Source organism: Tateyamaria sp. Alg231-49 (assembly GCF_900143535.1).
In the GTDB taxonomy this organism is placed as follows: domain Bacteria; phylum Pseudomonadota; class Alphaproteobacteria; order Rhodobacterales; family Rhodobacteraceae; genus Tateyamaria.
This window is the reverse complement of record NZ_FRFA01000008.1, coordinates 56597-82483: the sequence shown is the minus strand read 5'-3', so window position 1 is coordinate 82483 and position 25887 is coordinate 56597. Positions and strand designations below refer to the sequence as shown.

General features: G+C 57.2%; 24 protein-coding genes and 1 tRNA gene. 9 read left to right on the top strand and 16 right to left on the bottom strand.

What is annotated here, in order from left to right; all coding sequences use genetic code 11:
• Positions 1-55 precede the first annotated feature (55 nt).
• The 7 genes from DHN60_RS13805 to DHN60_RS13775 form a co-directional block, all read right to left on the bottom strand.
• A complete protein-coding gene (locus tag DHN60_RS13805; protein ID WP_108838055.1) occupies positions 56-1096 on the bottom strand; it encodes a substrate-binding domain-containing protein in 1041 nt (346 codons plus the stop codon).
• 135 nt (positions 1097-1231) lie between these two features.
• The gene (locus DHN60_RS13800) at positions 1232-2290 is read right to left on the bottom strand and encodes a cell wall metabolism sensor histidine kinase WalK (protein WP_108837905.1); all 1059 of its coding nucleotides are present in this window, start codon (positions 2288-2290) and stop codon (positions 1232-1234) included.
• Positions 2291-2302: 12 nt separating this feature from the next.
• Complete coding sequence (locus tag DHN60_RS13795; protein ID WP_108837904.1) at positions 2303-3490, bottom strand: PLP-dependent aspartate aminotransferase family protein; 1188 nt, start codon at positions 3488-3490, stop codon at positions 2303-2305.
• The gene (locus DHN60_RS13790; RefSeq protein WP_108837903.1) at positions 3487-3810 is read right to left on the bottom strand and encodes a hypothetical protein; all 324 of its coding nucleotides are present in this window, start codon (positions 3808-3810) and stop codon (positions 3487-3489) included. The genes DHN60_RS13795 and DHN60_RS13790 overlap by 4 nt, the downstream gene beginning before the upstream one ends.
• Positions 3810-4337, bottom strand: a complete 528-nt coding sequence (locus tag DHN60_RS13785) for a gamma carbonic anhydrase family protein (protein WP_108837902.1) — start codon at positions 4335-4337, stop codon at positions 3810-3812. The genes DHN60_RS13790 and DHN60_RS13785 overlap by 1 nt, the downstream gene beginning before the upstream one ends.
• Complete coding sequence (gene gmk, locus DHN60_RS13780) at positions 4334-4987, bottom strand: guanylate kinase (RefSeq protein ID WP_108837901.1); 654 nt, start codon at positions 4985-4987, stop codon at positions 4334-4336. The genes DHN60_RS13785 and gmk overlap by 4 nt, the downstream gene beginning before the upstream one ends.
• A gap of 4 nt (positions 4988-4991) precedes the next feature.
• Complete coding sequence (locus DHN60_RS13775; RefSeq protein WP_234423641.1) at positions 4992-5933, bottom strand: YicC/YloC family endoribonuclease; 942 nt, start codon at positions 5931-5933, stop codon at positions 4992-4994.
• Positions 5934-6117: 184 nt separating this feature from the next.
• Here DHN60_RS13775 and DHN60_RS13770 point away from each other — a divergent pair, with 184 nt between their 5' ends.
• Positions 6118-6816 carry a PAS domain-containing protein gene (locus DHN60_RS13770; protein WP_108837900.1) on the top strand — a complete coding sequence of 233 codons (699 nt, stop codon included), beginning with the start codon at positions 6118-6120 and terminating at the stop codon, positions 6814-6816.
• A gap of 73 nt (positions 6817-6889) precedes the next feature.
• Here DHN60_RS13770 and DHN60_RS13765 read toward each other — a convergent pair whose 3' ends face one another.
• On the bottom strand, positions 6890-8263 hold the full coding sequence (locus tag DHN60_RS13765) for a class II 3-deoxy-7-phosphoheptulonate synthase (RefSeq protein WP_108837899.1): 1374 nt from the start codon (positions 8261-8263) through the stop codon (positions 6890-6892).
• A 189-nt stretch (positions 8264-8452) separates the two neighbouring features.
• Here DHN60_RS13765 and DHN60_RS13760 point away from each other — a divergent pair, with 189 nt between their 5' ends.
• Positions 8453-9457, top strand: a complete 1005-nt coding sequence (locus tag DHN60_RS13760; RefSeq protein WP_108837898.1) for a GlxA family transcriptional regulator — start codon at positions 8453-8455, stop codon at positions 9455-9457.
• A gap of 68 nt (positions 9458-9525) precedes the next feature.
• The gene (locus DHN60_RS13755; protein ID WP_108837897.1) at positions 9526-9723 is read left to right on the top strand and encodes a hypothetical protein; all 198 of its coding nucleotides are present in this window, start codon (positions 9526-9528) and stop codon (positions 9721-9723) included.
• On the opposite strand, the gene DHN60_RS13750 is transcribed toward DHN60_RS13755, so the two are convergent.
• Together DHN60_RS13750 and DHN60_RS13745 are read right to left on the bottom strand one after the other, a co-directional pair.
• The gene (locus tag DHN60_RS13750) at positions 9701-10429 is read right to left on the bottom strand and encodes an RlmE family RNA methyltransferase (RefSeq protein ID WP_108837896.1); all 729 of its coding nucleotides are present in this window, start codon (positions 10427-10429) and stop codon (positions 9701-9703) included. The two genes, DHN60_RS13755 and DHN60_RS13750, sit on opposite strands and share 23 nt — an antisense overlap.
• Before the next feature lie 53 nt (positions 10430-10482).
• Positions 10483-11607, bottom strand: coding sequence for a Ppx/GppA phosphatase family protein (locus tag DHN60_RS13745; RefSeq protein WP_108837895.1), 1125 nt, complete (start codon positions 11605-11607; stop codon positions 10483-10485).
• A 259-nt stretch (positions 11608-11866) separates the two neighbouring features.
• Here DHN60_RS13745 and DHN60_RS13740 point away from each other — a divergent pair, with 259 nt between their 5' ends.
• The 5 genes from DHN60_RS13740 (at position 11867) to DHN60_RS13720 (ending at position 15105) form a co-directional block, all read left to right on the top strand.
• Positions 11867-12163 (top strand): virulence factor, encoded by a 297-nt coding sequence (locus tag DHN60_RS13740; RefSeq protein ID WP_108837894.1) that lies wholly within the window; start codon positions 11867-11869, stop codon positions 12161-12163.
• Positions 12164-12187: 24 nt separating this feature from the next.
• Positions 12188-13114, top strand: a complete 927-nt coding sequence (locus DHN60_RS13735) for a 5,10-methylenetetrahydrofolate reductase (protein ID WP_108837893.1) — start codon at positions 12188-12190, stop codon at positions 13112-13114.
• 69 nt (positions 13115-13183) lie between these two features.
• Positions 13184-14263, top strand: coding sequence for a methyltetrahydrofolate cobalamin methyltransferase (locus DHN60_RS13730; protein WP_108837892.1), 1080 nt, complete (start codon positions 13184-13186; stop codon positions 14261-14263).
• A gap of 201 nt (positions 14264-14464) precedes the next feature.
• Positions 14465-14743 carry an STAS domain-containing protein gene (locus DHN60_RS13725; protein ID WP_108837891.1) on the top strand — a complete coding sequence of 93 codons (279 nt, stop codon included), beginning with the start codon at positions 14465-14467 and terminating at the stop codon, positions 14741-14743.
• The gene (locus DHN60_RS13720; protein ID WP_108837890.1) at positions 14740-15105 is read left to right on the top strand and encodes a response regulator; all 366 of its coding nucleotides are present in this window, start codon (positions 14740-14742) and stop codon (positions 15103-15105) included. Before DHN60_RS13725 ends, DHN60_RS13720 begins: the two co-directional genes overlap by 4 nt.
• 647 nt (positions 15106-15752) lie before the next feature.
• Here DHN60_RS13720 and DHN60_RS13715 read toward each other — a convergent pair.
• Entirely contained in the window at positions 15753-17471 is a 1719-nt protein-coding gene (locus tag DHN60_RS13715; RefSeq protein ID WP_234423646.1) for an AMP-binding protein, read from the bottom strand.
• 103 nt (positions 17472-17574) lie between these two features.
• Complete coding sequence (locus DHN60_RS13710; RefSeq protein ID WP_108837889.1) at positions 17575-19884, bottom strand: DUF3604 domain-containing protein; 2310 nt, start codon at positions 19882-19884, stop codon at positions 17575-17577.
• A 447-nt stretch (positions 19885-20331) separates the two neighbouring features.
• Between DHN60_RS13710 and DHN60_RS13705 the strand changes: the two genes are divergently transcribed.
• Positions 20332-21345 carry a succinylglutamate desuccinylase/aspartoacylase family protein gene (locus tag DHN60_RS13705; RefSeq protein WP_108837888.1) on the top strand — a complete coding sequence of 338 codons (1014 nt, stop codon included), beginning with the start codon at positions 20332-20334 and terminating at the stop codon, positions 21343-21345.
• 16 nt (positions 21346-21361) lie between these two features.
• Here the strand turns inward: DHN60_RS13705 and DHN60_RS13700 are convergent.
• From DHN60_RS13700 to DHN60_RS13685, 4 genes are all read right to left on the bottom strand, one after another.
• A tRNA-Ser gene (locus tag DHN60_RS13700) sits at positions 21362-21451 on the bottom strand.
• A gap of 227 nt (positions 21452-21678) precedes the next feature.
• On the bottom strand, positions 21679-22398 hold the full coding sequence (locus tag DHN60_RS13695) for an alanyl-tRNA editing protein (protein ID WP_108837887.1): 720 nt from the start codon (positions 22396-22398) through the stop codon (positions 21679-21681).
• The gene (locus DHN60_RS13690) at positions 22395-24815 is read right to left on the bottom strand and encodes a DUF3772 domain-containing protein (protein ID WP_234423640.1); all 2421 of its coding nucleotides are present in this window, start codon (positions 24813-24815) and stop codon (positions 22395-22397) included. The genes DHN60_RS13695 and DHN60_RS13690 overlap by 4 nt, the downstream gene beginning before the upstream one ends.
• Positions 24812-25846, bottom strand: a complete 1035-nt coding sequence (locus tag DHN60_RS13685; RefSeq protein WP_108837886.1) for a cysteine synthase A — start codon at positions 25844-25846, stop codon at positions 24812-24814. Before DHN60_RS13685 ends, DHN60_RS13690 begins: the two co-directional genes overlap by 4 nt.
• Positions 25847-25887 lie beyond the last annotated feature (41 nt).

Here is a 25887-nt window from a genome sequence, read left to right as displayed (position 1 = left end):
TGTGATAGGGGGCGGCGCAAAACGCCGCCCCCGTTTCTGTTACGGTCAGGTTGGCTTAGCTGCCGCCGCCCATTGGTGTTTCGGCAGCAACTGTCGCTTGGGTCGCCGACAGCTCTGGGTCAGCAACAAGACCGTAGGCCGCCAGTGGGCCGTCAGGTCCGGCAAGCTCGTCGGCAACGAAGAATGAAGCGAACTCTTTGAGACCGGGGATCACGCCGATGTGCGCTTTCTTTACGTAGAAGAACAGTGGGCGCGACACAGGATATTCACCGGTAGAGATGGTTTCAGTGGAAGGTGCAACACCGCCCATTGTCGCCACTTTCAGCTTGTCTGTGTTGTTTTCGTAGAATGCCAGACCGAACACGCCGATGCCGTTAGGGTTGGCGTCGATGCGGGCCAGTGTTTCTGTGTAGTCACCGTCGATGTCGACTGAACCACCGTCCTGACGGACGTCGATGCAGGCATCTTCTGCGTCATCTTCGGACATGCCGGATGTGATCATCGCTTCCATTGCGCCAGTGGCTTCACAGCCTTCCAGCAGCACTTTGTCTTCGAACACTTCGCGCGTGCCGTGCTTGGTGCCGGGGATGAAGGCGACGATGTCTGACGCTGGCAGGTCGCTGTTAAAGTCGGCCCACTGTTGATGAGGGTTGTCGACGATGGCACCGTCCACAAGAACCTTGGCACCAAGAGCATTGAAAATGTCAGCAGGTTGGAAAGCGGTGTAGGCCGGGCCGTTGATTTGGCTCGCGAACACGATGCCGTCATAGCCAATGCGCACTTCGATGATGTCGGTCACACCGGCTTCTGCGCAGGCTTTGATTTCTTTTTCGCGGATTTTGCGGGATGCATTCGCGATGTCGATCGTGTTTTCGCCAACACCTTCGCAGAACCGCTTGAGGCCTGAGCTTGAGCCGCCGGATTCAACAACTGGAGTTGGGAAGTCGAAGTTTTCGCCAAAAGCTTCGGCGACGATCGACGCGTAAGGCAGGACCGTGGAAGATCCGGCAACCTGAACCTGATCACGTGCCGTAGCCGTTGTTGCGGCCATCGCCGAGAGTGTCAGCGCGGAAGCTGCAAGTTTCACAAAGGACATGAATGTCTCCTGTTTGAACATTTGTTGGTGATCCCCCCCATGGGAATCTTGCGGCCCGTCTATGGACCCCGCGCAATGCTTTTGTGACACTTGCGTAACAGTTTTATGACAGAGCCAAAATTACCCTGACGTCACTCAAACATTTTCCTGAACCGGCAAGATGACGGTAAAGGTCGCCCCCTCACCAAGTTCGCTTTCGACGCGTAATCTGCCGCGGTGGCGGTTGATGATATGCTTGACGATGGCAAGCCCCAGACCCGTTCCACCAAGGGCGCGGCTGCGGTGATCGTCTGCGCGATAGAACCGTTCAGTCAGGCGCGGAAGGTGCACAGGATCGATCCCCGGGCCATAGTCGATGACCTGCACCCGCGCTCCGGGCGCGCGCAGGGCAGCTTCACGTGGGCTTGTGGTCATCTTAACGGTGATCCGCCCCCCGGATCCGCCATACTTGATCGCGTTTTCGGTCAGGTTGGTGAAAACCTGTTTCAGTTGATCACTGTCCCCAATCATGTGCACGGGCGTGTCTGGCATTTGGATGTCAAAGGTCACGCCCGCCTCGCTTGCCAGCGGACGTAAGGTGCGCAGGGTCGATTCAAGCACATCATTGAGGACCACGCTTTGCGTTGGCCGCACCCGTTCGTCGCCTTCCACCCTGTTAAGAGACATCAGGTCGCCGACCAGCCGGTTCATCCGCTCTGCCTCATCCTGCATAATGTTCAGAAACCGTGTCGATGCCGCTGCATCATCGCGCGCGGGGCCGCGCAAGGTTTCGATAAACCCCATGAGCGCTGTCAGCGGCGTACGCAGTTCGTGGCTGACATTCGCCACAAAGTCGCGCCGCATCTGGCCGGCTTGCTCGACATGGCTGACGTCTTCAAACGAGAGCAGCACGGCCCCTGCCCCGTCCTGCCCAACATCGCGCACGGGCCTGCAACTGACCCGAAGGGTGGTGTCCTGTGCACCATCGTTGCTGAGGTATCTGGTCGTGCGTGGCGTGCGATCCGTCAACGTTGCCTCGATGGCGTCGAGCAGCGCGGGCTGGCGCAGGATGGTGACGTAGTTGCGCCCCTTGGCCTGTTGACCAATTAGGGTCAGGGCCTCGGTGTTGGCTGCAATGATCCGTTCGGTGCTGTCGATCGCAAGGCTGGGCAGCGGAAACGCGGCCAACAGGGCGTCAAGGATGTCATCGCCCATCTCGCACCTCGTCTACGTCGTTGCGGCCTGTACGGCGCTTGTAAACACGTCACACAGGGCGTCCGGGTCTTCAAGACCAACAGAAACGCGAAAGAACCCTTCGGACATGCCGAGTTCTGCCCGTTTTTCCGCTGTCAGTGCGCGGTGCGAGGAAGACGCGGGGTGCGACAGCGTGGTGCCCACATCCCCAAGCGTGGGGGCAAAGCTAAGGCCCTCAGCGCCACGTGCCAGCGCATTGGCTGCCGCCCGCGTGCCTTCGATCTCAAAGCTGACCATGTTGCAGTACTGACCCTTAAGCAGTGCCTCGGCCCGTAAGTGATCGGGGTGGTCCCGCCGTGCAGGGTAAATCACGCGCTTGACGCCTTCGAGGGTGCCAAGGTGTTTGGCCAGTTTTGCGGCTGTGGACTGTGCCCGATCAAAGCGCAATTCAAAAGACAGCATGCCCCGCTCTGCTAGCCAGCAATCAAAGGGGCTGGGCGACATGCCCGCGGTCACGGCGAACACCCGCAATCGGTCATTGAGCGCCTTGTCCCTGGCTGAGACATAGCCAAGCATAACGTCCGAATGTCCCGCCAACAGCTTGGTCACGGAATGGATGACGATGTCGGCACCGTGGTCGTATGCCTTAAAACTGCGCGGCGTTGTAAAGGTATTGTCCACCACGAGCAGAATGCCGGTTTCCTTGGCCAGCGCCGACAAGCCGAGGATGTCGGCCACACGCAACGTTGGGTTCGACACAACCTCAACGAGGATCATCTTTGTTTCGGGACGGATGGCAGCGCGCACCGCTTCGACGTCACCGGGATCGACCATTGAGGTGGCAATCCCGAGGCGCGGCAAATCCTCGGCCATCATCCGCAAAGACCGGCCATAAAGCTGATTGCCCCCGATCACGTGATCTTCGGCTTTGGTCAGCCCCAAAAGAACCGCAGAGACAGCCGCCATCCCGGAGGACACGACGACGCCCATATGCGGTGCCCCTTCCATCGCATCGATGGTGCGCGCGACCACATCTGCGTTTGGATGGCCCTCGCGACTATATGTGTAACCGTGCAGATCCCCTTCGTACTGTGCATCCAACATGTCCGGCGTGTCCGAAGCATAAACCACAGAGGGCGACAGTGGCGTGGCCACAGGGCGTGACGCACTTTCTGGCAGCGGTACGGGACGAATAAGAGACCCGCGGTCGTTCTTGGTCATTCCAGAAACTCCGTGTGGTAGTTTGGCGTGCTAAAGGTGATGTCGATGCTCATCCAGCAGGGGCGTGGCAGAAATTTGGAAATGGCGGCGACCACATCGCGCTGCAGGGCGGCCACGAACTGCGCGTCGCGGTGCGGTTTTGACAGCAGCGACAGCGTGGCCTTGAAGTTTGTGTGGTGGAACTGGGCTGCGGGATAGGCCCGCCCCTTGGTATCGCCCGCTTCGGAGTCATGGGCCAGAATGATTGCCTCGACCTTTGCCAGAATTGCGGGCACGTCGATGTCCAGATCATCGGAGTAGTGCAATTCGCAATGCGGCATTAGCCCGTAACCTCTGTCATGGTGTCGCGAAAGCGGCGCATGTTGTCCTGATAATGTAACGCCGAGGCGCGCAGGCCTTGAATGGCCGCTTCGTCGAGTTCCCGGACGACCTTGCCCGGCATCCCCATAACCAAAGAGCCATCAGGAATTTCCTTGCCTTCGGTGATCAGCGCCCCTGCCCCGATCAGGCAGTTCTTGCCGATGCGCGCGCCGTTCAAAACGGTCGCACCCATTCCGATCAGCGTGTTATCTCCGATCGTACAGCCGTGCAGCATGACCTTGTGCCCGATTGTGCAACCCGCACCGATTGTAAGCGGAAAGCCTGCGTCGATATGCATGACACAGTTTTCCTGAACGTTAGAGCCTTCACCAATCCGAATCTCTTCGTGATCGGCGCGAATTGTGCAGCCAAACCAGATGCTTGCAGCGCGTTCTAAAACCACTTTTCCAATGACGTTCGCATCAGGCGCGACCCACGTATCCTCATGGATTTCGGGACTGTCTGTACCAAGGGCATAAAGGGTCATTTTAGCTCCTCAAACTGGGTTTGCAGGTCGCGCACGTGATCCGTCAGGTCAGGTTGCTGCAATCGGCGAAGGCGCGTCGCCTGAATGATCGTTTTCAGCTGCGCTTCGGTGTGATCGAGGGTGTCGTTGACCAGCACGAAATCATAGGAATCCCACCGGCTGATTTCATCCCAGCTTTTGCGCATGCGCTTTTCGATGACGTCTTCGCTGTCTTGATTGCGTGCCACCAGACGGCGGTGCAATTCGGTGATGGAGGGGGGCAGCAAAAAGATCGACAGCGTGTGCATGCCAAGGTCTGAGTTGCGGATTTGCTGTGCACCCTGCCAATCGATGTCAAAGAGCACGTCGCGCCCTTGCTCAATCGCCTCGGACACCGGGCCTTTGGGGGAGCCATAAAAATTGCCGAATACGTGAGCGTGTTCGAGCATCTCGGATCGCTTTACCGATGCTTTAAAATCATCGACCGACACAAAATGGTAATGCTCCCCATCCTCTTCACCCGGGCGCGCGTCCCGAGTGGTGGAGGACACCGAGAAAACAATGTCATTGTCCCAGGCGCGCAAGCGGTGCGCCAAGGTGCTTTTCCCGGCTCCCGATGGCGAAGACAGGATGATCAGCAGCCCACGGCGTTTCGTCTGGTCGGTCGTCATAGGGCTATTCCACGTTCTGTACTTGCTCGCGCATCTGGTCGATCAGCGCCTTAAGCGCCAATCCGACGCGTGTGAGGTCTGCGTTTTGCGCCTTGGAACACAAGGTGTTGGCCTCGCGATTGAACTCTTGCATCAGAAAGTCGAGTTTGCGGCCCACGCTGCCACCCTCATCCAGCAAGACACGGGCCGCGCCTACATGGGTGTAGAGACGATCGATCTCTTCGGTGACATCGGCCTTGACGGCAAGCAGTGCCAATTCCTGAGCGACGCGGTCCGGATCGGCCCCGTCGGTATTGTCCAGAACGCGGGCGAGGTTCTCTTTCAATGTGGTCGCGACCTCGTCCTTGCGTGCCTCGGCCAATGTTGCGGCCTCTTTCGTCAGCGTCGCCACCTCGTCTAATTGAGCGACCAATACAGCGCGCAAAGCACTCCCTTCGCTTTGGCGCATGGCATCGAATGCCTCCAAAATCTCGGGCAACTCGGCCACAAGCGCGGCGCGCAATGGGGCCGGATCGTCCTGGCCCACGCTTTGCTCCAAAACACCGCGCATCACCGCAATATCGCTGGCGCGTGACGGAGCAAGGGACAGCCCCTGCTCCATCGCCTCGGCCTCGATATCAAGCAGGGATTGCACGGTGGCTTTCATTTGGGTGGTGTTCAGGGTCACGGATGCGACCGCATCATCACGCGACAGGCGCAAGGACAATGTCACGTTACCCCGTGCCGCACGGGCCAGAACCAAGGGGCGCAACGCCGCTTCAAGCCCGTCGATCCAGTCGGGGACCCGCAGGCGCACGTCCAACCCCTTGCCGTTTACAGATCGGACATCCCAAGACCAGCGGAACGGTTCAAGTGCGCCGTTTGCTGCAGCAAATCCGGTCATGGAACGGATGACATGTTTTTGTGTTTTTGCGCCCCCATCGGCGCCGGGCGATACCTTGGTCATACCCAAGCGTTTAGGGTCTGTGTCCAGAGGGGGCAAGCCAAAGCCTGCTGCTTTGTGGCGCGGGGCAGATTAACCAGTTGTTATGTTTTGACCTACGTTCGACGCGAATTTGATACATATTGGTATCAACACGGACATGAACACAGCATGCTTCACCCTTGAATTAGACTGCGACACTCAGAAGATGGACAAATCAGATTACAGCCCGCACAATATCGCCGTTATGACAGAATTTCGCGCAGAAGTTGGATATTCCGCTATTTCCCAGGTTGAGGCCTATTGGGAAGGTTTGCGTGGTGCACGCCTTATGCCGAAACGGTCCGAGATTGATCCTCGGGGTATCGAATCCGCACTGGAGTATACGTTCGTTTTGGAGCGCATTGCGCCCGGAATGGCCCGTATCCGTATCGCAGGTAGCCACTTAAGCGACCTGATGGGAATGGAAGTGCGCGGGATGCCGCTTACTTCGCTGATCACGCCGCCCTGCCGACGTCAGATCAACGATTTGCTTGAAGACGTATGTCAGCGCCCAGCGGTGTGCGAGATGCGCCTGAACGCAGAGACCAGCGTGACCAAACCTCAGTTGGAAGGCCGTTTACTGTTGCTGCCACTCAAAAGCGATCTGGGCGATGTCAGCCGCATTCTGGGCTGCCTCGTAGCGCAGGGCGAAATCGGGCACACCCCGCGCCGCTTTGATGTGGTTGGGGCCAAGATTCGGTCGATTACCGCACCCTCCACATTACCGGTAGCACAAGCGCCTGCGCCCAACGTGACCGAAGCACCTCAGCCCGCTGATGGGTTCGCTGAGCCTGCGCGTGCCTTCAAGTCTCATACGCCCCGAGCGGACGTGCCGTATCTGCGTGTGGTAAAATCAGACAACTGACCAGCAGACTGAGCAAGAAAAAAAAGCGCGAGAGGTGATGACCTCTCGCGCTTTTTTCATCTTTGATTGAGGTTTAGCTGGCTGCGCGTGCCCCGCCCCGCGCACGGCGCAGGTTCGAGAGTTCTTCGGCGACCAAGAACGCCAGTTCCAGTGATTGCGAGGCGTTCAGGCGCGGATCGCAGGCTGTGTGATAACGATCAGACAGGTCCTCATCCGTCACTGCACGCACACCGCCCGTGCATTCGGTCACGTCCTGCCCTGTCATCTCAAAATGAACACCGCCTGGGATCGTCCCTTCGGATGCGTGCACCCCAAAGAATTCGCGCACTTCGCGCAAGACCGACTCGAAGGGCCGCGTCTTGTACCCTGTCGAGGACTTGATCGTGTTGCCGTGCATCGGATCGCAGACCCAAGTGACGTTTGCGCCTTCTTCCCGCACTGTATTGATCAGGCGCGGCAGGTTTTCACCGACGGCTCCTGCCCCAAAGCGTGCGATCAGGGTCAAACGTCCCTCTTCATTGTTCGGGTTCAGTTTTGCCATCAGCGCCTTGAGGTCTTCGGACGTCATCGTTGGGCCGCATTTGAGGCCAATCGGGTTCTGGACGCCGCTTGCGAAATGCACATGTGCTCCGTCAGGTTGACGGGTACGGTCCCCGATCCAGATCATGTGCCCGGACCCGGCCAGCCACTTGCCAGAGGTTGAGTCAACGCGGGTCAGCGCCTCTTCGTATTCTAACAACAGCGACTCGTGGCTGGTGTAGAATTCCACCGATGAAAATTCGTGCGTGGTGTCCGCGTCGATTCCAGCGGCCGCCATGAAATCGATGGTATCCTGAATGCGCGTGGCAATCTCACGGTACTTTTCGGCCTCAGCGCCTTCCGCAAACCCAAGGGTCCACGAATGCACCATGTTCATGTCTGCATAGCCACCAGTCGAGAAGGCCCGCAGCAAATTCAGCGTGGCCGCTGCCTGTGTGTAGGCCTGCAACATCTTCTTTGGATCAGGAATGCGTGCCTCGGGGGTGAAGTCCAGACCGTTGATGATGTCACCGCGGTAGCTGGGCAGTTCCACGCCATCGATTGTTTCGGTCGGGGCCGAGCGTGGCTTGGCAAATTGACCGGCCATGCGGCCCAGTTTGATCACCGGCACCTTGGCGCCATAGGTCAGCACCATCGACATTTGCAGCATCACCTTGAACGTGTCGCGGATGCCGTCTGCGCTGAACTGATCAAAGGCTTCTGCGCAATCGCCCCCTTGGAGCAGGAACGCATCCCCGCGCCCGGCATCAGCCAGGTGTTTGGTCAGCCTGCGTGCTTCGCCTGCAAAAACAAGCGGTGGATACTTGGAAAGCTGCGCCTCAACCGCGTTCAGGGCCGCAGCGTCGGTATAATCGGGCATCTGTATCCGGGGCAGTGTGCGCCAGTCAGATTTTGTCCAATTGCTCATCGTCTCTCTCCGCAAAAAAATGTTGGCGTTAACGCCAGCGATCCCCCCTATACAAAAGGTGCGCGCACGTGACCATATCATAATTGCGACCACTTGACCTAGGGTTTGGCCCATGCTCAAGGTGCGCGTCACCAATAACGAGCGGGCCCGGTCGACCTGATACCCCCGCCAGCTTAGGAAGCCGCCGCGATGTCGATCACGCGCCACGCCACCCGGACCCATCCCCAAGGGGATCAGCCCAAGCGGTTTGTGTTCGTGCTGCTGAACAACTTCACCTTGCTGTGTTTCTCTGCTGCGCTGGAAAGTCTGCGTATTGCCAACCGAATGGCGGAAAAAGAACGGTATACTTGGCGTATCGTCGGCGAAGGCGGTGATGTGGCCTATTGCTCGGCGGGCACCGGTTTCAAGCTGGACGGGGATCTGGACGAGGTTGGCCGGGATGACACGATCATGATCTGCGGCGGCATTGACGTCCAAGCGGCGACAACCAAACGTCTATTGGGGTGGTTGCGCCGTGAAGCGCGCAAAGGGCCCGCTGTGGCCGGGCTTTGCACCGCCGCCTATTCGCTGGCCAAGGCGGGTTTGCTTGATGGCAAGCGCGCGACGATTCACTGGGAAAACCAGGATAGTTTCACCGAGGAATTCCCAGAGGTTGAGTTGACCAAATCTGTCTTTGTGGTTGATGACAAACGGTTAACGACCGCTGGCGGGACGTCTTCTATTGATCTGATGTTGAAGCTGATCGCGGATGACAATGACGAACAACTGGCCAATGCAGTTGCCGATCAACTGATCTATTCGTCGATCCGCACGGATCAGGACACGCAGCGTTTGTCTGTACCCACCCGCATCGGTGTGCGTCATCCTAAGCTGAGCCAAGTCATCCAGATCATGGAGCAAAACATCGAGGAACCGATCAGCCCTTCGATTCTGGCAAATGATGTAGGGATGTCCACGCGCCAGCTTGAACGTCTGTTCCGGCGATATCTGAACCGCTCACCCAAGCGGTACTACATGGAACTACGGTTGCAAAAAGCCCGTAACCTGCTGATGCAAACCGATATGAGCGTGATCAATGTGGCGCTGGCCTGCGGGTTTGCCTCACCCTCACATTTCTCCAAGTGCTACCGTGCTCACTATGACACCACGCCATACCGTGAACGCGGCACGCACGCAGCGCGTCTGTCGATCTAAGGCGAAGCGTCCGAAATTCACCACATTAAGTCCCTTTGCCCGCCCAAATAGGCGGTTAGGCAAAGGCCATGTTGTCGTCAGATCCAGAAAATCCGCGCCACATGCGCCTGTTCGAGTTGATGCGTCAGCGCGATGTGGCGCTTGATCGCGCGTCCGACGCCCAAGAGTTGCGCACCAGACGTCTCGAACCAGATGAGCTTGAGCGCGTCCAGCAGATCGCTCTGCGCTCGTTTTCTGACGCGGCTATTCGTCCAACGCGCCCTTAAATCCCGTCGCTACGACAAATTTTTCTGAACTGTCCGCGCGTGAGGCCGGTGGTTTTACATTGGCGACCTTGGTGAACCGGCGCTTGAGCAGTTGTTGCAGGCTGCCCTCGGCGCCCCCTGCGAGGGTCTTGGCCACAAATGTCCCGCCTTCTTCCAGAACATCAAAAGCAAAGTAAGCTGCCGCTTCGCACAGGGCGATGATACGCAAATGGTCAGTTTGTTTGTGTCCAGAGGACGAGGCCGCCATGTCTGACAGCACCACATCCGCCTTACCACCAAGCCACTCTTTGACCTTGAGGTCGGCGTCGTCTTCCATGAAATCGAGCTGGTAGAGTTCACAACCTGCAATCGGTTCCATTTCCTGTAAATCGATGCCCAGAATAGTGCCTTGGGATTTGCCAGACTTTTCACCAAGCACGTTGCAGCGTTTCACAGCAACCTGACACCACCCACCCGGAGCACAGCCCAGATCGACAATCCGCGCACCGGGAACGAGAAAGCGAAATTTGTCATCCAGTTCGAGAATCTTGTAGGCCGCGCGCCCGCGATAGCCTTCGGCCTGCGCCCGTTTGACGTAGGGGTCGTTCAACTGACGCTGCAACCAGCGGGTTGAGGACAGCTTGCGACCGCGGGCTGACTTGACCTTGACCTTCAGATCACGCTGCCCGCGCCCGGATGTGTTTTTTCCTGTGGGGGTCTTGGCCACGTCACTCACCTTTGTTTGCTGGCCTCAGCCGATACAGTGCGCCCGCACCCACATCAAGCCGACTGATCGTCCAGCACGCCATCCGCGCTCATTTGCGCATAAAGCAACCCCTCGCGCAGGCCCCTGTCGGCCACCGACAGGCGGTCCGTGGGCCAGCAGCGCATCAGCGCCTGCAATATCGCTGCCCCCGACATGATCAACGCGTGCCGGTCTGAACCAATACGCGGGTCCGCCCGGCGCCCGCCCGGGCCCATCTGCAGGTAGGACCTGATGACGGTATCGATCTGTTCTGTGGACATGCGCAACCCGTCCACCTTTGCGCGGTCATAGCGCTTCAACCCCAGATGCGAGGCTGCAACGGTCGTAACTGTGCCCGAGGTGCCAACGATCTGGAAGCGTTCGGTCGGTTCGGTCGCGTGGTACGGAGAGAAGCTCGACAGGTTTTCCTCGAAAAACCAGCTCATCAGCGCGAAACGTGCTGCATCATCATCCACATCGTTGAATTGCTCGCGCAACGTGGCAACGCCCAGTGGTACACTGATCCAATCAACCACGCGGGCTTCGGGCACGTCGCTGATCGCCTTTTTGAACCCCGAATGAAGGCGCATGATCGCTTGCGGGCGGTCCGGCCTTGGCACTTTGGATAGGTCGATCCAGACCAGTTCGGTTGATCCGCCTCCGATGTCCACCACCAAGAGATTTTCGGTCTTTGGACTGACCAGTGGGGCGCAGGACACCACTGCCAGACGTGCCTCTTCCTCGGGCTCGATGATGTCCAGACGCAGTCCGGTTTCGCGGTGCACACGATCAATGAACTCAGTCGCATTAAACGCTCGCCGACAGGCTTCTGTTGCCACCAGACGCATGCGGTTCACATTGTGACGCTTCAGCTTTTGCTGGCAAATGCGCAGCGCCTGTACGGTGCGTGCCATCGATCCACGCGACAGTTTGCCTGAGCGTTCAAGCCCCAAGCCCAGCTGTACGGATTTAGAAAAGCTGTCGACAACATGAAAGCCCGCGCCTCGCGGCTCGGCAATCAACATGCGACAACTGTTCGTGCCCAGATCAAGCGCGGCATAAAGCTCAGGCGATCCAGGGGCACACGGCACGGGCTTGGCCCTCTGATCGGAGGGCCGGTGGTCTATCGCGCCCGCACCTTCGGGACGCTTTGGCGCCATCTTTCGCGCCTTTCAAATCGAGTTATCCCAACGATAGGTCGCGGATTGCAATCACGCAAGTGGCTTACGGTGGACCTCACTTGCTTCATGAAGAACATGAGACATCCGAAGTTTACCGGGGTGCATATTTACGCCTAGACAGGGGGCGGCTGAGCTATGCAGGCCTGCCAAGTCGCAACAGCCGCCGCATTTGTCGAAAATGAGCCGCGCCCGGCCCGCGCTGTGCCCTATCACGGGTCAACTGGAACGGAGGAATCAGATGCCTGATGTCACAATCGTCTATTGGCGCGATATCCCGGCGCAAGTCATTGTCGGCAAGGGGCGTCGCGGTTCCAAACGGCAATTGGCCGAACGTTTTGAGCAGGCGATAGATCGCGCTGCAATGAAGGTGAACGCCAAGGATGCCGATGCCTATCTGGCTGAATGGCGCAAGGCTGATCCCTACCCCATGGACGGCGATCCCGGCGAATTGGCCGAGGCCGAAGCTTTCCGTCTGGAAACAGAATACGACACCGCTCGCATTAAAGCGCTGATCGACAATGAGGGTTGGGCCTGAGGCCCGCATGTAGGAGACGGACAAATGGCATTGTTGAACTTCAAAAAAGACGATGGGCCCGTTGCGGGGACGCTAAGCCCCGAGGTGGAGACGTTCCTGCAAGGCTATTCCATCGAGGTCATGCCGCGCACTGCCGAAAAGGTCGCAGATTTCCGTGCCATTCTGCCCAAAGGCACCCGCGTCTACATCGCCCATATCGAAGGCACCCCGATCGAAGACATGGTGGCGACTGCCAAACGGCTGAACGCCGATGGCTTTCCTGTCATGCCGCACTTTCCCGCGCGTATCATCAAGGATGCCGCCACCCTGAAGGATTGGGTCGCACGCTATCAAGGCGAGGCGAATGTGGATCAGGCGCTGTTGCTCGCCGGTGGTGTCGACAAACCATACGGTGATTTCCATTCTTCGATGCAGCTCTTGGAGTCCGGGGCTTTTGATGCCGCTGGATTCAAGCGGTTGCATGTGGCGGGTCATCCTGAGGGGAATAAAGACATCGATCCTGATGGTAACATGAAGAACGTCGAAGAAGCGCTTCATTGGAAACAGAAATTCTCTGAAACCACGGACGCACAAATGGCCTTGGCCACACAATTCGCCTTTGAAGCAGGCCCCATCATCGCGTGGGCAGACAGCCTTAAAGCCGCAGGCATCGACCTGCCCGTCCATATCGGCATTGCAGGCCCTGCCAAGTTGCAAACCATGATCAAGTTCGCAATCGCCTGTGGTGTTGGCCCCTCGTTGCGCGTCTTGCAACGCCGCGCCAAGGACGTCACCAAACTGCTGATGCCGTTCGAGCCCACTGATGTGATCTCGCAGCTGGCCGCCCACAAGGCTGCAAATCCCGACTTCAACATCGCTCAAGTGCATTTCTTCCCCCTTGGTGGGATCAAGACCAATGCCAATTGGGCGATTCAAAACGGGGGCCGCTCGGCTGTCCCCGCCAACCAATAACTCGACCGCCCCGGTCGACCATTAACGCGATCGTTCCGGTCGACGCCTACAAAAGGACACAAGACCCGCATGGTACGCACCATTGTCGAATCCAAGACCAAGACAGCCATAATAGGCTTTGACCAGCCATTCAGCGTCATTGGCGAGCGCATCAACCCCACAGGCCGCAAAGTCCTGAATGAAGAGTTGGAACGCGGTGATTTTTCCCGTGTCGAGGCGGATGCGCGCGCGCAAGTGGCCGCTGGTGCCACGATCCTTGATATCAATTCGGGTGCTGTGTTCTCCAACAAGATGGCCGAAGATCCACGTTATGCCGACAACAACTTTGTCGAGCCGACGCTGATGAGGCAGCTGGTGGAGTGCGTGCAGGCGGTGACGGATTGCCCTCTCTGCATCGATAGTTCCGTGCCCGGTGCGCTCGAAAATGGCCTTGCGGCTGCTGAAGGGCGCCCCCTTTTGAACTCTGTGACCGGTGAGGAAGAACGCCTCGAGCTCGTTCTGCCGCTGGTCAAGAAATACAACGTCCCGGTGGTTGCCATTTCCAACGACGACACGGGCATTTCCGAAGATCCCGACGTGCGCTTTGCTGTGGCTAAGAAGATTGTGGAGCGGGCTGCAGATTTCGGTATTCCAGCTCATGATATTGTTGTGGACCCGCTGGTCATGCCGATCGGCGCTATGGGCACAGCTGGATTGCAAGTGTTCACTCTGGTGCGCCGTTTGCGCGAAGAACTGGGTGTAAATACGACCTGCGGGGCCTCCAATATCTCCTTTGGGTTGCCCAATCGCCATGGGGTTAACAATGCGTTTTTGCCAATGGCCATGGGCGCTGGCATGACGTCTGCGATCATGAACCCTGTCGCCCTGCCCGTCGGGCCAACAAAGATCGCCGAAAAACGCGCCGAAGTCGCCGCCGCAGGTATCGTGCTGCCCGAAGGCATGGATGATGAAGCGTTTGTGCAGATGTTTGGACTTGGGTCCACCCTGCCCCGCGCTGGCAAGGAAATGGAGGCGATCCGGGCCGCCAACTTCCTGACCAATAACGACGAAGGCGGTGGCAACTGGATCAAGTTCAACCGGGTTGCACCCAAGGCCGGACAAGAGGGCCGTGGGCGCGCGGGACGCACCGGTGGACGTCGCCGGGCCTGACACCAGCCCTATGACGACATTGAAACCCGCGCCCTTACCCGGCGCGGGTTTTTTTGTTGGGCGTAGCTTGGTTGTTTTTAGCGCCGGATGTCGTGCCCGGTAACGCCGTCTTAAGAGAGCGTTCGTTACACAAACCTCGAGTTGAGCAGCCCCGAGGTCCATCATGACACGACAACCCGTTGATATCTGCCTGGGTGCGCAATGACTGAACAGATTCTGTTGCCATCGCGCCTTGATGCAAAAGAACTCAGTGCGTTTGCTCCCCGGCTGACGCGAGCCTGTAGCGGGGGGCAAGTGCATCTTGATGCCAGCAATGTGACGCATATGGGCGCGCTCGCCGCCCAGCTGATAATCGCGGCTGCCCGGGCACAACATGCGCAGGGCGGCACGTTGGAGATTTCAGCGATCAGTGACCGCGCCGGTCGTCAGTTGGCGATGATGGGCCTTGCGCCAGAACACCTATCGGAAGGTGCGCCATGAGCCTCGAAGTCCTCGTCGTAGATGATAGCAGTACAATGCGAGACATGATCCGCTTTGCCTTAGAACCCGCTGGGTTTACGGTTCACACAGCCGATAACGGAGTGCACGGGACCGAGGTGCTTTCTGGAATCAAACCAGACGTCATTATTACCGACATCAACATGCCTCGCTTGGACGGTTTCGACTTTATCGGTGCTGTACGTGATTTCGATGCCTATCGGTCCACCCCGATCCTTGTGCTGACAACCGAAGCAGCACCAGAGTTGAAACAAAGAGCTCGTAAGGCCGGTGCCACCGGTTGGATCGTCAAACCCTTTGACCCGGTCAAGTTAGTTAAAGCGTTGCAAATGGTTGCTGGCTAGGACCGCAGGATGAGCACACCCGATCCGATGGAAGACATCCGCGTGTCGTTTTTCGTCGAATGCGATGAGCTGCTAGAGGCGGCGCAGGACGGCCTACAGCACCTGGAAGACGGCTGAGCAGACGGAGAAATTATCAACGTGGTGTTTCGCGCGGTTTGGCATTCTGTCTGGGATGATGCCACGGATAGCGCACTGGAGCTTACGCTAGCGTGCATCTTATCACCGAAACATCGCGGGCCGCACCTAAGAGCCTTGATTTTTATGCGTTGTCGCAACATCTATCAGAGTAAGTTATTCGTCCCCCAAGTCTTCGATAGATGCGAAACTGGAGTCCTAAAAATGAGAGTGTTTGCTGTACTTCTGATCTGTTTGCCGACTTTGGCCACGGCGAAAGTTATCGCTGAACAAGAAACGACATTCAGCTATAACGGCAAATCTGTGCCCGCGACAATTAAGACAATCCAACGCGGAAATCGGACATTCGAAAAGATGTATATACGTGTTGGATCGTCGACCGTCTCTTGCGAGCCAAACGATCAAAAGGACTGTGAAGCTGCGATCAGGGACAGCAGAAGAGGTGGCGATCGCTGAGGGCGATTGCGGCGGGCTGATCAACCGCTGCGTGGGTCAAAAGGCATTCAACGACCTTACAAGTTGGAGGGCGCGAGCATGTCCAACATCTTGTCTCGCATGATAAATTTTTGCGGCTTCCCTGTGACCGTCATCGGGATTTCCGAGACGACCCTGACGTGTGACGGTACTTTGTGCCGCGCAATCTGCCCCTCGCAATAGTCCAGAACGTCTTCGGGGCTCAGTTCTGTCCCTGGCGTCTGCACCACCCATGCGCACACGATTTCACCAAACTTTTCGTCAGGAATGCCAAAGATCTGTGCCTGACTCACTTTGGGATGCGTGAACAGAAACTCTTCGATTTCACGGGGATAAATGTTTTCGCCGCCCCGAATGATCATATCCTTGACGCGTCCCGTGATCCGGCAAAACCCGTTCTCGTCAAGTGTCGCAAGGTCTCCGGTTTGCATCCACCCATCTTGGATGCAATCAGCGGTCTGAACCTCGTCTTCCCAATACCCTTTCATGACGGAATAGCCCCGCGTACACAACTCGCCCTGCGCCCCTATGGGAACAATTGCGCCGGTCTCGTCGACGATTTTCACCTCCAGATGCGGATGAACCCGCCCAACAGTTTCACAGCGCAGTTGAAGTGGGTCGTCTACAAAACTTTGAAAGGACACAGGCGACGTTTCGGTCATGCCGTAACAGATTGTCACCTCGGTCATGTTCATTTCTGAACCCACGCGTTGCATGACTTCGACCGGGCATGGCGCACCAGCCATGATGCCGGTGCGCAGCGATGTAAGGGGGCGTGGCCTATCCTTCAGGGACTCGAGCATTGTGACAAACATAGTCGGCACCCCGTAGAGGGCGGCGCATTTCTCGTGTTCGAGGCAATCCAGCGTCAAGGCGGTGTCAAAGCCGTCATTCGGTAGCAGTATCGCGGCGCCTTTTGAGAGCGCGCCAAGCACCCCCATGACCATCCCAAAACAATGGTAAAGTGGCACAGGAATACACAGCTTGTCTGTCGGTCCAAGGGCGATCCGATCGGTGACAAAGCGGGCGTTGTTAACGATGTTGAAATGCGTCAACGTGGCCCCTTTCGGAGCACCGGTGGTTCCGGACGTGAATTGAATGTTGATCGCATCATCGCAGGACAATGTGTTTGCGATGTCGTCAACCCGCCGCTCATGATCGGGCGTCCCCGCCTTTTGTACATCGCTAAAGCGCAAAACCCCGTTCATGGCGTTCGGTGTGATTGCGATCACCTGTCGCAGGTAAGGCAGCTTTTCTGACTGCAACGCGGCTGGGTCAGACCTGTCCAACTCTGGTGCAAGCGCACGTATCATGTCGATGTAGTGCGACGTCTTGAAGTGCTCGGCGGCAACCAAGGCTTTGCACCCCGATTTGTTGAGCGCGTATTGCACTTCGGCCGTCCGGTAGGCTGGGTTTATGTTGACCAGAATTACGCCAATGCGCGCCGTTGCCAGTTGGGTCAGAATCCATTCATAGCAATTGGGCGCCCAGATACTCACGCGATCCCCTTTTTCCAGACCAAGAGACAAAAAGCCTGCGGCCAGTTTCAGAACGTCACGGTCCAGTTCGTTATAGCTGCGCCGGATGCCTTGGTGAGAGGACACAACGGCAAGGTTTTCACCGTACTCCGCAACTGTATTTTGCATCATCTGTGGGATGGTGATTGGCAACAATCCCGGAGCTGTCGGTCCTACAACGTGAGAGCGTCCATCACGTGGTGTCAGCGATGCACCATGCTGGGCTTGTTCTCCTGTCAGAGCCTGCGCCCCTACCCGGTCTGAAGATGTGTTTTCGATACTCAAGGCATGCTCTCCATTTCACGTTTGCAATCACGTCTTGCGTTTGGACCGGCCCGACGGATCAGCGATACACGTAAATCGGACTTGTCCATGCCCGCGTTCCGTCCTCTTGCGTCAGTCGAATATAGATCGGATTGTCACCGGTTGCGGACAGGTCGACGGCCACAGAAAAGCGGTGTGATGTGCAGGTCAAGGTATCGGGCAATCGGAATACCCTGATAAACCGTGGCAACCGCCCAGTTTCGTCGAACAAAAGATCGTCTTGGCCGATGTCGCCAATCGGTATTTCAAACTCGACCAGCGGAGTATTTATGGCCAACTGGCCCGAGCGAGCATCTGCAAGCTGGATATCAACGCCGCCGAAATTGCCCGTTGTCAGCGCCTCCCATGACAAAGTGTTGCCGTCACGTTCTAAAGTCTTGTCGTGGTTGAGAAAATTCACAGGTTGGGCCGCAAGCACCTGATTGCCCGTGATCTGCGCTGTGCCATCCCAAATCACCTGACGAAAACGCCCCCGGTACTCTGCGCCTTCCCAAAGAACTCGAATGCGGCTCCCAAGTTCAGATGGCGAAAACGGTCGAACCGTATGTATCAGCCGCTCACCATTGAACACCTCGATACGTTCAATCGCAGACGTGGTCTCTACCGATCCGGACAGGTGCATTTCACCGTTGGGCAGATGAACAATGTCGCCCATTTTGGCTGTCGTGGCTTGGGTGCCTTTTGCGTTCTCAAAAAGGTTTGGATCATCTGAATACACGGTCGCTGCGGCGTCGAATTTTGCACTCAGATCAATGATCATCCGACCATTTACGCCACCTGTCGTGCCGTAGTGTCGGCGGCTCCTCATGCAATCCAGCAGGTTCTCGCGCGTCAGGTTTTCCATTTCAAAGCAAGTCAGTCCACCAATGGCGCCAAACTTGCCAGCCCCCGGATAACTTGCCCCCGGACGCCCCTTGTGTCCGTCAGAGTTGGCGACAACGCCAACACGGTATCCTAACCGAAACGCATCATACAAAAGCCATTCAAACGTCCCCCAAGACGAATGAACCTCGACAGATCGTTCAAAGCGGCCATCATGGGCCACCTCGATGTCGGCATACCGCCCGCCGCAATGGGCATACGTCACGACATCCCACTCACCGGCTTCCGCCAGATCCTCAAAGAGTTTGCCGGCCGTCAATGCATCAGTCCCTGCGGCGTCGCCACCTTCAATCAAAGCATGAGATGAGCGACGTATAATCCTGTTTTCGTTCGGAAAATATACGTTTCTATCTCCACCCAATGCCGTATTCCCCGACCACTCATAACCGGGCAGCGCCAGGAACGTGCCGGGCACATCAAACGTCGCCGTAATGCGGTTGAGTTCGCCCCAAAAGGCATCGGTGATCTGAAAATCATTTCCCTGATGTCCGCAGGCATCAACGAAGGCGAGATCACGGGAAAAAGTGAAATATTGTTCTGCGCTTCCGGTACCGATTGTTTCTTCGGATTGGCCGTGAAGGTCACCCCAGAACTGAACCAGTTCAGTGTCTTCGATCATCAAGGGGTTGGAACGCGCAACTGTTGTCCCACTCTCATCTTGCAGAGAGATCGAAACGCGGCCCGTCATGGGCACACTCAGGCCGTCAAACACGAAAGCACGTGCGCCCGGAGTCAACGTGATCGTGTCAGGCAGGCCCGCAATGTCGCCTTCTGCGATCACCTTGAGTACATTGTCACAGCGATCAGAGGGGTTTCCCCAACGATCCTCACCTTTGACCTTGAGTGAAAAGGTTTCTCCGGGCCTGCGTTTGGTCGGTAGCACCGCCAGAAAACGCTCGGGCACGCCTGGGCCGATTTCAATCATGGGCTGCTCAGGCAGCGGTTGGAAGTTAAAGGTTGCGATGGGGTCGCTAAGCACGCGGAATTCAAAGGTGTCTTCGCAAAACGTCTGCAATCGCATGCCCGGACCGCCGTCGTCGGTCACACCAAATCTGATCGTGATTGTGTCGCCTTCTGCCAAGTATCCTTTGACCACTTTGATCCACAACGTTTTGTCCCATGGCCGGACGTTCCCCTTGGGGTCCCAGCGCAGTTGCAAAACTGCGCCGTTGGATGCTTCTACTGTGCAGAAGTTCGCCCCTTTTGGATCCTCGAACTGAGGATTGGATTGATCCGAAGCGAACCGAAAGCACACACGCAGGCTGCCAGAGTCATCGATCCCGTAAGGACCCGCAGTGTAGACCAAATCAAAACTGGCATAGCTACCTGCATCAAACCGTCCTGTCGGTGTAATCTTTGCCGTTCCGAGGTCTTGGGGTGCGACGGCGTGCAAGATAACGCCTGAATCTGTATTCTCCCATGGCCGTGGTGTTTCGTGATTTGGCATGGAAGTTCCTTTCCAAGAGTTGTCCGGAGCGCAGCACAAGGCGCCCCGGGATCGTTCCAAGCATAGTGAGTTATATGCTGGTTCGCATTACCATGATTTTTTGACACATCTGATCCGTTACACAAGGTTCATGGGTCATATTTCTATCGAAGGATTAACCGTGCCTGTGGCATCATCGAACCGGTTCAAGACGTATGTGTAAAGTTACACATCAATCGTCGACGCAGATTGGCATTGAAATGCGATATCAGGATCCAAGGTGAGCGTGTTTGCAAATCGTGCTCTTTGCATGTCTTTAGCACTGCCGACACCCAGACCGAGCAAACCGGGCGCGAGAACGGGCTCTTACAGATAACCAAACTCGACAAAGTCCAAACTGATGTACAGAACAGCTGCTCAATCTGGTCAGGAGCGATCAATCGGGACATACTGTCCACGAGATAACCCATGACAACAACACAGATCATATCAGAAGTTGATTTTGAGGCCGAAGGCAAACAGTCGGGCTATTTGCGCGTGCCACACTCCGTTGACCGTTCGGCCTATGGGTGGCTGCCCGTACCGATAACGGTGATCCGCAATGGGGACGGCCCCACCTTGGTGATCTCTGCCGGGGTGCACGGCGATGAATACGAAGGCCAGATTTCTGTTTCCCAGCTTGCCAATGATCTATCAGCACAAGATGTCGTTGGGCGGTTAATCTTGCTTCCAATGCTAAACTTTCCCGCAGCGCAGGCCGGTCGCCGGTTGTCCCCGATCGATGATGGCAACATGAACCGCCTTTACCCCGGTGATCCTAGAGGCACGCCCTCAGAAATGATTGCGCATTTCCATGAAAATGTGATCCTGCCTCTCGCCGATTATGCCGTTGATTTGCACTCTGGCGGATCATCACTGTTATATCCGGCAACCGTTTTGCGGGGGCCGGGCCACACGCCAGAGGAATGGGCAGGGTTAAAGACACTCACAGAGGCATTTGATCTGCCATACACATGGGTTTTTAAGGACGGTGGTGGCAAAGGGAGCACGGCAAGAACTGCGATGGGGGCGGCCAATCGCAAAGGGGTCATCAATGTTATGGCCGAGCTTGGCGGTGGCAATACACTGACTCCGGAAATTCTTGCGCTGACGCAACGTGGCCTGCGGCGCATTCTAAGTACCCTTGGCATGCTGCCCGGATATTCTCCCGACGCGCCACAGGGCACGCGCGCGCTGCATGTTCAGGGTTCAGTTTACGCATATGACGCAGGCGTGTTTGAACCTTGCAAGGGCATTGGTGATGCTGTCAAAAATGGCGAGACGATCGCGCTGATCCACTACCCGGAGACACCGGGCCGCCTTCCCGATCGGGTCATTTCTCCCTTTGGCGGGATCGTCTTGGCAATGCGGGCCATGGCGCAGGTGGCCCGTGGCGACGCACTTTATCAGATCGCGGATGATGCGGATTGCCAGTTAGCCTGACACCAGTTGGTGGGGGTGGCGGACAGACAGGGATTCGAACCCTGGAGACGGTCTCCCGCCTACACACTTTCCAGGCGTGCGCCTTCGACCACTCGGCCACCTGTCCGTGCGGGCGGTCTACCCAATTCTGCCACCCGAACGCAAGCGGGTTGGTGAAAGAATATTTGCGTCGCGCTTTTTTGTTCATTGCAGATAGCAGCATTGAAAAAGGTCATACCCGCGAGATGCGCCCGATCTCATTGTCTTCATAGGACATCCCGTGCACAGCTCCGCGTTCCTGAGCACTTCAGGGCATGCCAAGATCATCTCAAGGTCGGCACCCTGCCCTTACGATTAGCTGTCCAGATGCAGATAGATCCGGCGGTTCATCCGCCCTTTCTTTTCGATCTTGCCGATGCGCAGCGTGCCGATTTCGCCTGTGCTGGCGACGTGTGTGCCGCCGCACGGTTGCAGGTCGATGGTGTCGGTGCTGTCGCCGATGCGTACCAGCCGGATTTGTCCGGCGCCGCGTGGGGGCTGCACCGACAGTGTTTTGACCATACCGGGATTGGCGTCGAGCTCGGCAGAGGTGATCCATTCCTCGCTGATGTTCATGTCGGCGCGAACATGCGCATTCAGCGTCGCCTCAAGGGCGGCGCGGTCTTCTGGTGCGTCTGCCATATCGAAATCCAGTCGGCTGCGCTCTGCCCCGATTGAACCACCTGTGACCCCGAACGGGACCACAACCGACAACAGATGAAGTGCGGTGTGCATCCGCATGTGTCCATAACGACGCTTCCAGTCGACTGCTTGCTCGACCACTGAGCCAACTTGGGGCAATGCGCGCGGTTCGGCGGGTACAAGGATGATGGTCTCGCCCTCACCCTTGATTGCCGTGGCTATTGCCATGCTCTCGTCATCCCAGTGCAGCACCCCATTGTCGCCCGGTTGGCCGCCACCGGTTGGGTAAAAAATGCTTTGATCCAGCACGATGCCACCTTCGGACGTATGCGCCAGCACCTCGGCCTCGGCACGTCGCAGATAGGCGTCTTCACGAAAAAGGGGTTTCGTCATCTCCCTTCTCCATCGCCGTCAGCGTCAACATCTGGGTCAATCTCGGGCACTGGAGTGGCCGCTGGCGGTTCCTGAGCGGCAGGCTCAGAGGGCGTACTCTTGGTGTCCGGTTGCAACGCCTCTGGGTTGCGCAGCCATACGTCCCTTTGAGCAAAGGGAATTTCGATCCCTTCTTCGGTAAACCGCGCTGCAATCTGGTGATTGACCTCGCTCTTCACGACGAGCATCCAGTTCACGTCTCGCAGGATCATACGGATTTCGAAATCAAGACTGTCCGCCCCGAACCCTGCAAAGACAATCGCGGGGGGCGGGTTCATCAGTGCCATTGGGTGTGCTTCGGCGATTTCGCGCAAGATGGCTTCGACACGGCGGGTATCTGTGCCGTAGGCCACACCCACAGGTATGATAACGCGGCCCACGGTGTTGCCGCGCGTAAAGTTGGTCACTGTTCCCGAAATCAGATCAGCATTCGGGACAATCACATCGGTGCGGTCAAAGGTTTCAATCCGGGTTGAACGCACCGAAATCGAGCGGACATAACCCATCTGTCCCCCCACTTCGATCCAGTCGCCTTCGGAGATAGGGCGTTCGATCAGCAGGATGATCCCAGAAACAAAGTTGCTGACGATGGTCTGCAAACCAAAGCCGATGCCGACGGAAAGGGCACCAGCCACAATCGCGAGGTTTGACAGGTCCATACCAGCAGAAGTGATGGCCACAAGACCGGCAAGGAATATCCCAACATATCCCAGCCCCGAGACAATCGCGACTTGTCCGCCCGGATCAATCCGAGTCTTGGGCAGCACGGCCACCTTAAGCGCATTTTGCGTCGCTCTTGTGATCGCGTAGCCCAAGCCAAAGACGATGATCAAAGTGAAAAAGCTGGCTGGGGAAATGGTTATGCCGCCAACGGTCAGTCCGCCACGCACCCTCGTCCACATTTCGGACATGTCCGTCACCCGAGCGCCCCAGATCAGCGGCAAAACAAGCAAGGCGGCAAGCACAAGGACAAAGCTGCTGAGTGTCGGGATCAGGCTGTCATCGATGCTATCTTTTCCGGTGACGGCCCTGTAAATGTCATAGACAAGAACCTGCAACAGGCGGACTGTTCCGAAGAGGTACAATGTCACGATGGTGGGATAGATCAGGTACTCGGCCGCGTTTCCATATCCAAAAGTTGCCAAGGCCGGGGCGACAACCCCTACAACAATCAGGACCTGTCCAAGCCACACGACAAACCGCAGGTACAAATCTCGATCTGCGGCGATATCTTCTTCGCCGATGTTGCGGCGCGCTTGACGCATGATCCAGCCCATCCGCATCAACAGCAGGCTTGCCACTAAAGTCAGTGGGTAGTGCAGGACGGCATCAGTCGCTCGGCTATAGCGATCGAACTGTGACAGCTCCAAAAGCAGGACGTAAAACGCGAGCATTCCGCCCATTGCCAGCACATAAAGCCTTGCCTCGGCGCGCCGTCTGGGCGTCAGACCGCCCGGCCCGCTGCGATGTACATCGTCACGCGGAAACACCCGGCCCACCAGCCAAAGCGTGAAGAAGAGTACAAAGCCAACGGCCTCTAATGTATCCAGTAGCGATTGGCCCCGCGCCGCAAATAAGCCCGTCGCACCTGCACCACGTACAATCGCCCACAAGCCCAACATCGGCAGAACGATCTGGCCAAGGGAGACGACAAAATCCGCGATTTGCGCGGTTGCGCGGTTGTCATCGCGCAGCAACCGCTGTGCCAGCCATTCCGACCAACGACGTGCCCGAGCCAGAAGAATGGCTCCAAGCGTTACCAAAAAGAGCACGAGTGGCAGGTTATCGCGGGCTTGTTCCCGCCGTGATGGGGTGCCCCATGACTGCTGCGCGCCCGCCACCGCCGCAAGTGCGCTGTGGCGCAGCTGGCGAATGGCATCTGCCCAGTGTGCCGGATTGATCGGCCATGGGCCTGCATCCAGCAGGGCGTTGGCCTGACGGTCACGGATAATCTGGTCGATTTCAGAAATTATTCCATTGGTGCGACTAAACGCTTCTTCGGCGATGCGACGCGGCGTGGTGAGCCGTTCAATTTGGGCGTTCAGTTCTGCGCGCCGGTTCGCGATCTCTTCGGCCTCGGTCTCGCCCTCTTCCGGGGCTGGACCCAACGCTTCGACCTGTTCCTGCAAAGTGGCGATGCGGCTGTCATTGCTGTTTAGCTGGCCTTGGAACTCTTGGCGCCACTCCACGATTTCAGCGCGTAGAGTCTCCAACACCGGATTTGAAGCTTCGGCGTTCTCAACAGCTTCTTCTGCGCGCTCGGCAACGGACTGCCAAGCGGCGTAATCTGGCGCCGTGTCTTGTGCAGCGCCGATGCCGACCCAAATCAGAAAAGCGAACGCAGCAACCGCTGCGCGCACCGCGCTCCGTGTCATCATACGTCCTCAAACACACCGGGGATGCTGGCAGGTGCACGATCCAGCCAGTCCGGCACGGGCAGTCCCTTTTCCTTAAGGAATTCGGGGTTGAACAGTTTCGACTGATAACGTGTGCCATAGTCACACAGGATCGTCACAATGGTGTGTCCGGGTCCCAGATCCCGTGCAAGACGCATTGCACCTGCCACGTTCACCCCTGTTGATGCTCCCATGACCAACCCTTCGTGTTGCAGTAGATCAAACACGATTGGCAGCGCTTCGGCGTCCGAAACATTGTAACAGAAATCTGGTTTGAACCCTTCAAGGTTCTTGGTGATGCGCACCTGCCCAATCCCTTCGGCGATTGAACCACCCTGCATCGCGATCTCTCCGGTGGTGTAGTAGCTATACAAGCCCGCACCGTCCGGATCGGCCAGTCCGATTTTTACACCCTTTGGTTGGAGCACCTCGGCAACGCCCGCAAGCGTACCACCCGACCCGCAGGCACAGATGAAACCGTCGACTTTTCCGTCTGTTTGTTCCCATACTTCGGGTGCCGTGCTGTCGATGTGCGCTTGCTTGTTGGCCACATTGTCAAACTGGTTTGCCCAGATCGCTCCATTTGGTTCTGTTTTGGCAAGTTCGGCCGCCAAACGTCCGGAATAACGCACAAAATTATTCGGGTTGCGATAGGGTGCTGCTGGCACCTGGATCAGTTCCGCACCCGCAAGGCGCAACATATCCTTCTTTTCCTGACTTTGAGTTTCAGGGATAACGATCACCGTCTTGAACCCCATTGAGGCCCCGACCACGGCCAAGCCAATCCCGGTGTTGCCCGCCGTGCCTTCGACGATGGTCCCTCCGGGGCGCAGCTCTCCGCTTGCGACAGCATTTTTGATAATCGACAGCGCAGCACGGTCTTTGACCGACTGGCCCGGGTTCATGAATTCGGCCTTGCCCAGAATGGTGCAGCCGGTCAATTCGCTGGCCTTGCGCAGTTTGATTAGAGGGGTGTTTCCAACGGCGGCGGCCAGATCAGGGGCAAAGCGCATGGGCGGCGATCCTTTCGGGTGGTGTTGCTTTAATTGTGTAG

What these genes read in the sequence shown, in the direction of transcription:
- DHN60_RS13805 (WP_108838055.1), bottom strand. Translation starts at nt 1,096, where the DNA reads ATGTCCTTTGTGAAACTTGCAGCTTCCGCGCTGACACTCTCGGCGATG.
- DHN60_RS13800 (WP_108837905.1), bottom strand. Translation starts at nt 2,290, where the DNA reads ATGGGCGATGACATCCTTGACGCCCTGTTGGCCGCGTTTCCGCTGCCC.
- DHN60_RS13795 (WP_108837904.1), bottom strand. Translation starts at nt 3,490, where the DNA reads ATGACCAAGAACGACCGCGGGTCTCTTATTCGTCCCGTACCGCTGCCA.
- DHN60_RS13790 (WP_108837903.1), bottom strand. Translation starts at nt 3,810, where the DNA reads ATGCCGCATTGCGAATTGCACTACTCCGATGATCTGGACATCGACGTG.
- DHN60_RS13785 (WP_108837902.1), bottom strand. Translation starts at nt 4,337, where the DNA reads ATGACCCTTTATGCCCTTGGTACAGACAGTCCCGAAATCCATGAGGAT.
- gmk (WP_108837901.1), bottom strand. Translation starts at nt 4,987, where the DNA reads ATGACGACCGACCAGACGAAACGCCGTGGGCTGCTGATCATCCTGTCT.
- DHN60_RS13775 (WP_234423641.1), bottom strand. Translation starts at nt 5,933, where the DNA reads ATGACCAAGGTATCGCCCGGCGCCGATGGGGGCGCAAAAACACAAAAA.
- DHN60_RS13770 (WP_108837900.1), top strand. Translation starts at nt 6,118, where the DNA reads ATGGACAAATCAGATTACAGCCCGCACAATATCGCCGTTATGACAGAA.
- DHN60_RS13765 (WP_108837899.1), bottom strand. Translation starts at nt 8,263, where the DNA reads ATGAGCAATTGGACAAAATCTGACTGGCGCACACTGCCCCGGATACAG.
- DHN60_RS13760 (WP_108837898.1), top strand. Translation starts at nt 8,453, where the DNA reads ATGTCGATCACGCGCCACGCCACCCGGACCCATCCCCAAGGGGATCAG.
- DHN60_RS13755 (WP_108837897.1), top strand. Translation starts at nt 9,526, where the DNA reads ATGTTGTCGTCAGATCCAGAAAATCCGCGCCACATGCGCCTGTTCGAG.
- DHN60_RS13745 (WP_108837895.1), bottom strand. Translation starts at nt 11,607, where the DNA reads ATGGCGCCAAAGCGTCCCGAAGGTGCGGGCGCGATAGACCACCGGCCC.
- DHN60_RS13740 (WP_108837894.1), top strand. Translation starts at nt 11,867, where the DNA reads ATGCCTGATGTCACAATCGTCTATTGGCGCGATATCCCGGCGCAAGTC.
- DHN60_RS13735 (WP_108837893.1), top strand. Translation starts at nt 12,188, where the DNA reads ATGGCATTGTTGAACTTCAAAAAAGACGATGGGCCCGTTGCGGGGACG.
- DHN60_RS13730 (WP_108837892.1), top strand. Translation starts at nt 13,184, where the DNA reads ATGGTACGCACCATTGTCGAATCCAAGACCAAGACAGCCATAATAGGC.
- DHN60_RS13725 (WP_108837891.1), top strand. Translation starts at nt 14,465, where the DNA reads ATGACTGAACAGATTCTGTTGCCATCGCGCCTTGATGCAAAAGAACTC.
- DHN60_RS13720 (WP_108837890.1), top strand. Translation starts at nt 14,740, where the DNA reads ATGAGCCTCGAAGTCCTCGTCGTAGATGATAGCAGTACAATGCGAGAC.
- DHN60_RS13710 (WP_108837889.1), bottom strand. Translation starts at nt 19,884, where the DNA reads ATGCCAAATCACGAAACACCACGGCCATGGGAGAATACAGATTCAGGC.
- DHN60_RS13705 (WP_108837888.1), top strand. Translation starts at nt 20,332, where the DNA reads ATGACAACAACACAGATCATATCAGAAGTTGATTTTGAGGCCGAAGGC.
- DHN60_RS13695 (WP_108837887.1), bottom strand. Translation starts at nt 22,398, where the DNA reads ATGACGAAACCCCTTTTTCGTGAAGACGCCTATCTGCGACGTGCCGAG.
- DHN60_RS13690 (WP_234423640.1), bottom strand. Translation starts at nt 24,815, where the DNA reads ATGATGACACGGAGCGCGGTGCGCGCAGCGGTTGCTGCGTTCGCTTTT.
- DHN60_RS13685 (WP_108837886.1), bottom strand. Translation starts at nt 25,846, where the DNA reads ATGCGCTTTGCCCCTGATCTGGCCGCCGCCGTTGGAAACACCCCTCTA.